The following is an 8,143-nucleotide window of genomic DNA, read 5'->3' on the forward strand; positions in this document are numbered from 1 at the left end:
ACGGCAGCACGGTGCTGGGCTTCCACGCCGTGGTCAGCGACATCACCCGCCAGAAGCTCGAAGAGAAGCGGCTGATCGAGCTGGCACGCGTGGACCCGCTGACGGGCCTCGTCAATCGCGCCGGCTTCGAGTTGCGCGTCGCCGAGGCGATGGAGCGCTGCCGCACCACGGGTGCACTGATGGCGCTCATGTACCTCGACATCGACCGGTTCAAGCAGATCAACGACCGATACGGACACAACGCGGGAGACGCCGTGCTGCGGGAATTCGCGGACAGGCTGTCCCGGACCTTGCGTTTCAGCGACACCGTCGCCCGCCTGGGCGGCGATGAGTTCACGGCGATCATGGAAGGCCTGCCGGCGCCGGAGATGGCCTCCTCCGTCGCTGCCAAGATCGTGCACGCCATGAGGACGCCGTTCGTGATCGACCATCAGACGATCGATCTCACCACCAGCATCGGCCTGGCGTTCTACCAGGGTGACGCCACGACCGTCGAGGCGCTCGTCAAGCAAGCGGATGTGATGCTCTACCAGGCCAAGGGTGCGGGCCGCAACAACGTCCAGGTGGCGCTTCGCCTTGTCGAAGGGGGCGGAGCTTGAAACGCTCCTCCAACTCAATGATCCGCACATCCAGAATGACGGCCAATTGATCGGCTGAGCTGAAATCAGCTTTTGACCGATACCCAAGCCATGTAGCCACTGATCCATTTCATTGCATGGCCATCCGCATCGAACTTCAACGCAGCGGGGTCAACGTCTCGGTTGCCTGGCCTGTGAGCGCCGCAGCGGAGTGTGCGACCTGGCTACGCGAGGTGCTCAGGTGAACCGTCTTCCCGCGCACGAAGAAGTAGTGCTCCACCACCTCCATGTTGCGCAGTGCGCCGGCAAACGGTTCAAAGACACTGTCAAGGCTGGGGAGCAGTCGGAATCCTTCGGCAGGACGACCATCGACCATGAGCGGGCCTACCCAGGACTTGTGCGTCCGGACGATCAGATCCAGGTCACCGCATGCACGTGCACCGCGTGCGTAGCTACCGAATGTCCAGATCCCTTCGATGCGGACACGGACCGCCCCTTCCACCGTGGCCCCATCGAGGGGGCCACCTCGATACTCGGTGACGTACTCCGGCCTTGCGCCAATGCGCCGGAGAAGACGTTCCAGGCGGGCGGTGAGCACATCTCTTGGAATGCTCCACGGCACGTCTTCGGATTGAACCCAGACCGGCGTATAGCCTTCGCGCTGCGCAAACATCACTTCCGCGCCCCCTGTCCGACGATCCGATAGACCGTCGAACGCGCTAGCCCGAACAGCTGCATCAGCTCCTTGATGTTCCGACCGTTGAACATCTCACGCACTCGCTCATCGCGCGCCGACTTATCGGGCGCCGGCACGTAAACATCGTCACCGCCAAACCGTGCGCGCATACCCTGCACGATCTCATGCGCGATAGCGCTCGCCCACGGCTCCTGGAACGCCAAGTCATCGCGCAGGATCTCCGTCATGTCGAACACCCACTGCGTGGCCGCGTCGGCCTTGATCTCGTGGGCATCGGGGCGGGGTTGCTGCTGGTGCTGGAAGAGGGGTTGGCTCACAGGCGGCTGCTCCAAGAATCGCTGACGATGAAAGAGTTCGGGACAACGGGACGGACAGCGGGTGGACGAGCTGTAGGTGGTGGAGCTGGCGCAGGCGGTGCCGCCGCCACCGCGTTGGGTTGTGCGGACGTCTGCACTGGCGCTTGATCGCTTCCCCCACTCGGCACGGGTGCTCCGCCGCCGGCGAACAGGTCCGGCTCCAGCCCCGCCTCGAGCCGCGCCCACAGCTTGTCGCTGAGCGTGTGCAGCCCGAGCATCTGCGCGCAGAACAGCGCGTAGACCGTGCAGTCGAGCTTCTCGTTGCGCTTGCCGGCCGGCTTCAGCCAGCGGTGCTCCTCGCCGCGTCCGGTCTTCACCAGCATCCGGCTCTCGGCCGTGAGCTGGTCGTAGAACTCGGCCGTCAGCTCGCGCGCGAAGTGCATGTAGCCCGGCCCGGGCTGGCTGACCTGCAGCCGGCCGTAGAGCAAGTCCTTCGCGGTGTCGGTGCCGACGTGCCACAGCCGCACGCCCTTGCGGATCGTCTTGCCGCGCTCGTTCACGTCGACCAGGACGCTGGCGCTCTTGATCGGTCGACCCAATCGCGTCTCGCCCTTCACCGCGTACAGGTTCTGATTCGGCCGGTTGCGCACGAACACATAGCACTGGTGCGTGAAGTGGCCACCCGTGTCGATCGCCACCGCGTCGGCCGACATTTCGACGCCGCACACGTGCCGATAGGTCGCCTTGATCGCCGGATCCAGCTTCAGATCCCACTCGCGCTGGTCGGCCGGGTTGCCGTAGATGACCAGGTCATCCACCACCCACATTTCCTCGCCACGCCCAAAGCCCCACACCACCAGCTCCCAGCGGTCGCCCTGCACGTCCACGCCGATCGCGAGCTTCACCGCGCCTCGCGGCACAGTGCGCAGTGGGTGACCATGCTTGCCGCGCAGCGCGAGCTGACTGGCGTCGGTCTTCTCCACGTCCTCTTCGTAGGTCTCGCCCCGCGTGGTGTTGACGAAGGTCTTCACGGCACTGAGCTCACCTGCCTCGGCTTTCTTTGAGGCTGCGAGCCAATCCCGGACGATGCCCACCCACGTCGCCTGCGGGCTGTAGGCGGTCCAGCAGAAGAACGCCACGTGCTTCGGCGGCTGGACCTCCTCGTCCGCCACGTTGCGGAAGCGCAGCTGGATCGGGTCGCTCTCGTCGATCCACAGGCCACCACGCGCACCGCCTGCCGCCTTCCAGCGGCCCTTCCACACCGCCAGGTACTCGGCCTGGGTGATGCGCACGCCACAGTGCGGGCAGACGTGAACGACCGTCTCCGGATCGTTGTCGTCCCACTTCAGGCCATGCGGCGCTTCCTTGCCGCCCCAGTCGAGCGTGTGCTCCTCGTCGCAATGCGGGCAGCGAATGAAGTATTGGAAGCGCGCGTCGGCCTGCTGCTCGCGGTCCTCGATCAGGCTGAAGCCCTTGAGCTTCGGCGTCGATCCGGCGACGGATTTCGGGAAYGTTGCGCCCTCGATGCGCTTGTCGCCGAGGAAGAAGGGGTCGCCTTCCTTGTCAACGTCTCGTGCGAAGCCGTCGGTCTCGTCGTAATAGACGCAGTCCACCGTGAGCCGGCGATAGTTGCCGGCCGAGTTTCCGCCGCGAAGGTGAAGCTGGCAGCCCAGGAACTGCTTGCGCTTGAGCGTGTTGCTCTTCGACTTGCGATTGAACTTCGGGAAGATCCGACGCATGACCTTCACGTCGCGCAGCATCGGCTCCAGCTCGGTGCCGACGAAGTCATCGCGGTCGCCGTCCGTGGGCTGGAACACGACCTGGTTGCGACGCTTGTGCTCGGCGAAGTAGCCGAGGGCCGCGAGGAATATCTTGGTGTACCCCGTGCGCGCCGACTTTCGCCAGGTCACGTGCGTGATCTCGTCGTGGCCGATGCAGTCGGCAATGGCCACCTGGTACGGGTAGGCCTCCCAGCGGCCTTGCTCGTAGCTGCTCTCCTCCGACAGGTAGAAGTGCTCGGCCATCCACTGGGACAGCCGCATCGGCATCGGCGCTTCGAGCGGGCGCAGGCCGCGGCGCAGTGCCGCGTTGATCTCGTTGCGCTGCTCGGTGCCGAGGTCAGCCAATGTGATGGGCCGTTCGATGAACATCGGCTCGACTGCGTCGAGCATAGGCGTCGCGTGCGTCAATTTCCATCCTCCTCTTCGTCGTCTTTGTCATTCCCTTCATCAGCGTCCGCCAGCGTCATCGCCGCGGCACAGTTGCGTGCCTTGGAGACCTCCTCTTCGAGGATGCGCAGTGCCTCGCCAGGCAGTTCGACGCGGCGACGCAGGCGCGGCACAAGGCCCTGCAGCAGACTGCCCACGTCGCCGGCCATCTTGGCAAGCACCAGTTCGAGCACCGACACCGGCGCGAGCTCGCGGCGATTCACAGCGTTGTCCATCGCGATGCGGTCGGCTTGCTCGCGGGCCAGGCGTGCGCGCTCGCGCGCCAGCTCGCCGTCGGCGCCACGGCCCGCGGCCTGTTCCCGCAGGTGCTTCGTGTACGCGCGCAGCCAGGTCGCCGCCGGCTGGCCGGCCAGCAAGACACCGCGGCTGAGCAGCTCGCTGACGACGGGCTGGCTGACGCCGACCAGGTCGCCGAACTGCTCCTGCGTGATCGGGTGCGAGAGCGGCTGCGAGAGGGGTTGATCTAGTGCTTGCATGGATATAACCCCCTTAGGAGCGCACTGAAACTAGCGAGCGAACGGGGTTCGAATTACCCTTGACCGACCTCTCCCGGGAGGACCCGATGAGGGGGGTGGGGGGTGGGGTCGAGGCCTTGGCCGACCGRRGTGCGAACGTCATGCGCCCTGCCCTCCCGCCGCGAGCCCGAGCTTCGCGAGCTGCTTCTGCATACGCTGCTCGTAGTGCGACTTGAACCGGCTGTCGATCACGCGCTGTGCCGTGCCCACGAAGTCGAAGCGCTTGCCATACCGCGTGCCGTTGACGAACAACAGCACGGGCTTGACCGCACTGCCCGCGCTGAAGCGGTACCGCGCCCACACGCCACGCCGCAGGTGCTGCATCTTGTCGCCGTGCTTCCACGAGCCGCGGCCCTGCCTCGACTCACCGCCGTGCGCGACGAAGTACTCGACCTTGCTGCGCTTGGCCTTCGAGCGCTTCGAGCTGGTGGCGTTCGCATCGGAGCCCGCGAGGTTGAAGGCCTGCAGCTGGCTCAGGATCTGCACGATCTGGCCGCGGCCCATGTTGCCGTAGGCGTCGAGCTTGGCGGCTGCGCCCGGCACCGCGCGCTCGTTCTTGCGCATCAGCCCGGCCTGCACGAGGATCTCCTCGAAGCGCTTCAGCGGCCGGTTGCCGCCTTCGATCTGCGGGATCAGGTAGTGCGCCCGCGACGTGCCGTCCTTCAGCCACACCATCGCCTGCAACTTGGTCCGCGTGGCGAAGGTGGTGCGCAGCGCCCGCAGCGTGAACGCGGTCGGGTTGTCGAACCGGTCGCGGATCTCGGCGACCTGCGCGTCGCGCACCTCGCGCGTGGTGTCGTTGATGGCCTGCGCCATCACGTTCGGGTGCTCCTGCTGCAGTTCGCCGAACGCCTTCGCGATCTGCGCCGCATCGAAGCGGATGTTCATCGTCAGCATGTCGTTCCTCCCTCGGTCAGTCGAGCCCGCCGCCGCGCTGCGCCTTGATGCTCTTCATCGGAGCCGGCCCTTCCCAATCGGTGAAGCGCTGGAACGCGCCGTCGAAGGTGAAGTTCAGCGTGTCGGTCGGACCGTTCTTGTGCTTGACCACGTGCAGCTCGGCGTGGAACTTGTTGGCCTCGGTCGGGTTGCGACGGTGCTCGCGGTGCAGCAGCCCGATCAGGTCGGCCGCGCCCTCGATGTCGCCGCTGTCGCGCAGGTCGCTCATCTGCGGGGGACCGCTGCGCTTGTCGGCCTCGCGGTTCATCTGCGACAGCAGGATGATCCAGACGCCGAATTCCTTGGCCGCCCGCTTCAGGCCGTTGGCGATCTTGCCCAGCTCCTGGTTCCGGTTGTCGCCGTCGCCCTCCATCAACTGCAGGTAGTCGATGATCACGAGGTCCAGCTTCTTGTGCCTGCGCTTGACCTGCTGGATCTTGCGGCGCACGTCCATGATGGAGAGCGCCGCCTGGTCGTCCATCGCAATGTGCAGCTTCCCGAGCGCATCGATGCCCTCGCTGACGCCCTCCCACATGCTCTCCGGCGCCTTGCGCGGATTGCGCAGATCCGCGAGGTTCACGCGGCCTGCCGCGGCGACCTGGCGGGCCGTCAGCGAGTTCAGGCTGTCTTCCTGCGTGAGCATCAGCACGTGGTGCTTGCGGCCGACGTGGCGGCTCAGCGTCAGGCATATGGCCGTCTTCCCCATGCTCGGCCTGGCGCCGATCACCCACAGTTCGCCGGGCCGCCCGCCGCCGGCGGTGCAGTGGTCGAGATCCTTCAGCCCGGTCTGGATGGTCGTCTCCGCGCCGTCGTAGCGCTTCTGCAGGTCGTCGAGGTAGCTCACGACCAGCTCGCTGATGTCACGCGGTTCGTTGCGGTCGGCCACAGCGTTCAGCGCCATCAGCTTGGTGATCATCTGGTCGATGAGCTGGTCGACCGGCTGCGGCTTGCCCTTCGCATCGTGCGCACCGCGCATGATTTCGTCGGCCATCGTCGAGCCCAGGCGCATCACCTCGCGTTCACGCCAGCGCTCGACGAGCAGCTCGGCGTGGCGCAGCGCCGCCCGGCCGCTCGTCACGCAGGACAGCAGCTGGTTCAGGTACACCATGCTGTGGTGACCCTTGTCGTGGACGGTCACGAGGTCGGCCAGCTTGCCGGCCCTGAGCAGCTCGCTGATGGTCTCGTAGATCGCCCGGTGGTCGGTCTGGTAGAAGTGCTCGGGCTTCAGGACCGTGCCGACCGTCTCGAAGGCTTGGTTGTCGAACAGCAGCGCGCCCAGCACCGCGTGCTCGGCTTCCTCGCTGTGGGGGGCGCTCAGTGCATCGGGTCGGCGGCTCATTCGGCGGTTCCTTGGTCGTGTTGCAGCATGGCCTGCGCCTGCAGGCCCTGGGTCGTGAGGTGGGCAGCCTCTCCGGGCTTCAGGTACCAGAGGCGGTACCAGTTGTCGCGGACGCTGTTGAAGAAGGTCTGGCGCCAGTCGCGCTGACGCTTGCCCTGGGCGGTGCGGCGGGCCTTGAACTCCCGCCAGTGAAGCAGCAGGATGTCGCGGTCGATGCCGACCAGGTCGCAGTAGCCGAACACCGGGTGGTCCTCGGGGATGGGCTTCTCCCCGGCAGCCTTGCAGACGGCGAGGAAGGTGGCGAGGCTCACCAGCGGCTTGTGCCTCGATGCCTTGGTGTCGCCCCCATCGTCCTGCCGAGGGTCTTCAGCCCCTTCAGGGGGTTGGGGGTATAGCTCTTGTATTGGTTCTATTACGGTTAGGGGGCACGTGGTGCCGGTCTGACCGGCAGGTGGTGCCGGTTGGGGTGCATGCGGTGCCGGTTGACCTGCAGCAGGTGCCGGGTCGAACAGGTCATCGCAGGAGCTTTGACCGGCACCTGATGCCGCTTGACCTGCATGCGCTGCCGGTCGGGCGGCATGTGGTGCCGGTGTGACCCGGATCGATGGGTCTGAAGAGGCCGTTCGGGCGCCTGCGAAGGGGGCATGTGGTGCCGCCTTGTTTCGAGGCGCGTTGAGCGAACTGGCGCCGCGGGCGATCAGCGCCGGGTCGGTGCCGGTGGGCGCGCCCGGACGGACGCCGTCCAGGGTCAGCGTGTAGACGTTGGAGCGCATCTCGCCCATGCCGACGCGCAGCAGTCCCGCCTCCTCCAGCCAGCGGATGGCGTTGCGCACCGTGCGTTCGCACAGGCAGGTGCGCATCGCGATCGTCTCGACCTTGGGCCAGCAGAAGCCCTGGTCGTTCGCCTGGTCGGCCAAGCTGATCAGCACCGCCTTCTGGGGCGGCGGCATCTTGAGCGGCCAGCAGATGGCCATTGCGAGCGTGCTCATYGGGCAACACCCTTCCCTTGCAGCCGCGTKGGCCGCAATGCATCTTGTCGKTRAGTCATGTCAGAGGTCGRTCAGGCGCGCAGSCGGGCTYGCCGGCATTCGCGYTGGGTGTGGTCGGTKCGGCAGTCGTCGTCGCAGTAGGSYTCGCCCGGKGCGCARCGYTCTTCGCAGTTGCGGCAGATGCCSAGCGGCAGGTAGGTGAGGCGCGCYGTGCGCTYRYGGTGCKYMGCGAGGGCCGCGAAGATGAACTCGGATTCGCGGACSGTCGCGAGGTCGTCAGCGCTCARGCGCTCCAGCGTGTCGCGCGCCAGCACATCGACTGCGAGGCTCGGCGTGGATGTGATCTGCGCGTGCATCAGCGACCCTCCCGCATCGATTGCGGCTTGGCCGCTTCGTTGCGCACGCGCAGCGCGATGAGCACGGCCTGCACGGCCGACATCAACTCGGCGGCTTCGCCCTCGACGCGGCGCAGCTCGTTGTCGGTCACCGCACCGTCGGCGGTCACCTCGCTGATCTGGCCGATCACCTCGGCGAACTCACGCGCCATGCGGGTCACGCCCTTGAA

Annotated in this window: 9 protein-coding genes; 1 reads left to right on the top strand and 8 read right to left on the bottom strand. The window is 66.4% G+C overall.

Annotated features, from left to right (window positions below; all coding sequences use genetic code 11):
* On the top strand, positions 1–599 hold a 599-nt coding region (locus AC1D01_RS13130), incomplete at its 5' end, for a diguanylate cyclase domain-containing protein (protein ID WP_477866833.1).
* A 136-nt stretch (positions 600–735) separates the two neighbouring features.
* On the opposite strand, the gene AC1D01_RS13135 is transcribed toward AC1D01_RS13130, so the two are convergent.
* The 8 genes from AC1D01_RS13135 to AC1D01_RS13170 all read right to left on the bottom strand — a co-directional run.
* Entirely contained in the window at positions 736–1,251 is a 516-nt protein-coding gene (locus tag AC1D01_RS13135) for a nucleotidyltransferase family protein (RefSeq protein ID WP_477866835.1), read from the bottom strand.
* Positions 1,251–1,592 (bottom strand): Mor transcription activator family protein, encoded by a 342-nt coding sequence (locus AC1D01_RS13140; RefSeq protein WP_477866837.1) that lies wholly within the window; start codon positions 1,590–1,592, stop codon positions 1,251–1,253. Before AC1D01_RS13140 ends, AC1D01_RS13135 begins: the two co-directional genes overlap by 1 nt.
* Positions 1,589–3,742 (bottom strand): phage terminase large subunit family protein, encoded by a 2,154-nt coding sequence (locus AC1D01_RS13145; protein ID WP_477866839.1) that lies wholly within the window; start codon positions 3,740–3,742, stop codon positions 1,589–1,591. The genes AC1D01_RS13140 and AC1D01_RS13145 overlap by 4 nt, the downstream gene beginning before the upstream one ends.
* A 14-nt stretch (positions 3,743–3,756) precedes the next feature.
* The gene (locus tag AC1D01_RS13150; RefSeq protein ID WP_477866841.1) at positions 3,757–4,275 is read right to left on the bottom strand and encodes a terminase small subunit; all 519 of its coding nucleotides are present in this window, start codon (positions 4,273–4,275) and stop codon (positions 3,757–3,759) included.
* 138 nt (positions 4,276–4,413) lie between these two features.
* Positions 4,414–5,211, bottom strand: coding sequence for a hypothetical protein (locus AC1D01_RS13155; protein ID WP_477866843.1), 798 nt, complete (start codon positions 5,209–5,211; stop codon positions 4,414–4,416).
* 16 nt (positions 5,212–5,227) lie between these two features.
* On the bottom strand, positions 5,228–6,589 hold the full coding sequence (locus AC1D01_RS13160) for a replicative DNA helicase (protein ID WP_477866845.1): 1,362 nt from the start codon (positions 6,587–6,589) through the stop codon (positions 5,228–5,230).
* Positions 6,586–7,578, bottom strand: a complete 993-nt coding sequence (locus AC1D01_RS13165; protein WP_477866847.1) for a helix-turn-helix domain-containing protein — start codon at positions 7,576–7,578, stop codon at positions 6,586–6,588. The genes AC1D01_RS13160 and AC1D01_RS13165 overlap by 4 nt, the downstream gene beginning before the upstream one ends.
* A gap of 355 nt (positions 7,579–7,933) precedes the next feature.
* Positions 7,934–8,143 (bottom strand): hypothetical protein (locus AC1D01_RS13170; protein ID WP_477866849.1); only part of this gene is annotated, 210 nt, incomplete at its 5' end.

The organism is Rhizobacter sp. P3_B12, assembly GCF_056402895.1.

Bases quoted from the DNA above. Each gene is read 5' to 3' on its own strand.
- AC1D01_RS13135 (WP_477866835.1), bottom strand. From the start codon at position 1,251: ATGTTTGCGCAGCGCGAAGGCTATACGCCGGTCTGGGTTCAATCCGAA.
- AC1D01_RS13155 (WP_477866843.1), bottom strand. From the start codon at position 5,211: ATGCTGACGATGAACATCCGCTTCGATGCGGCGCAGATCGCGAAGGCG.
- AC1D01_RS13160 (WP_477866845.1), bottom strand. From the start codon at position 6,589: ATGAGCCGCCGACCCGATGCACTGAGCGCCCCCCACAGCGAGGAAGCC.
- AC1D01_RS13165 (WP_477866847.1), bottom strand. From the start codon at position 7,578: ATGAGCACGCTCGCAATGGCCATCTGCTGGCCGCTCAAGATGCCGCCG.
- AC1D01_RS13150 (WP_477866841.1), bottom strand. From the start codon at position 4,275: ATGCAAGCACTAGATCAACCCCTCTCGCAGCCGCTCTCGCACCCGATC.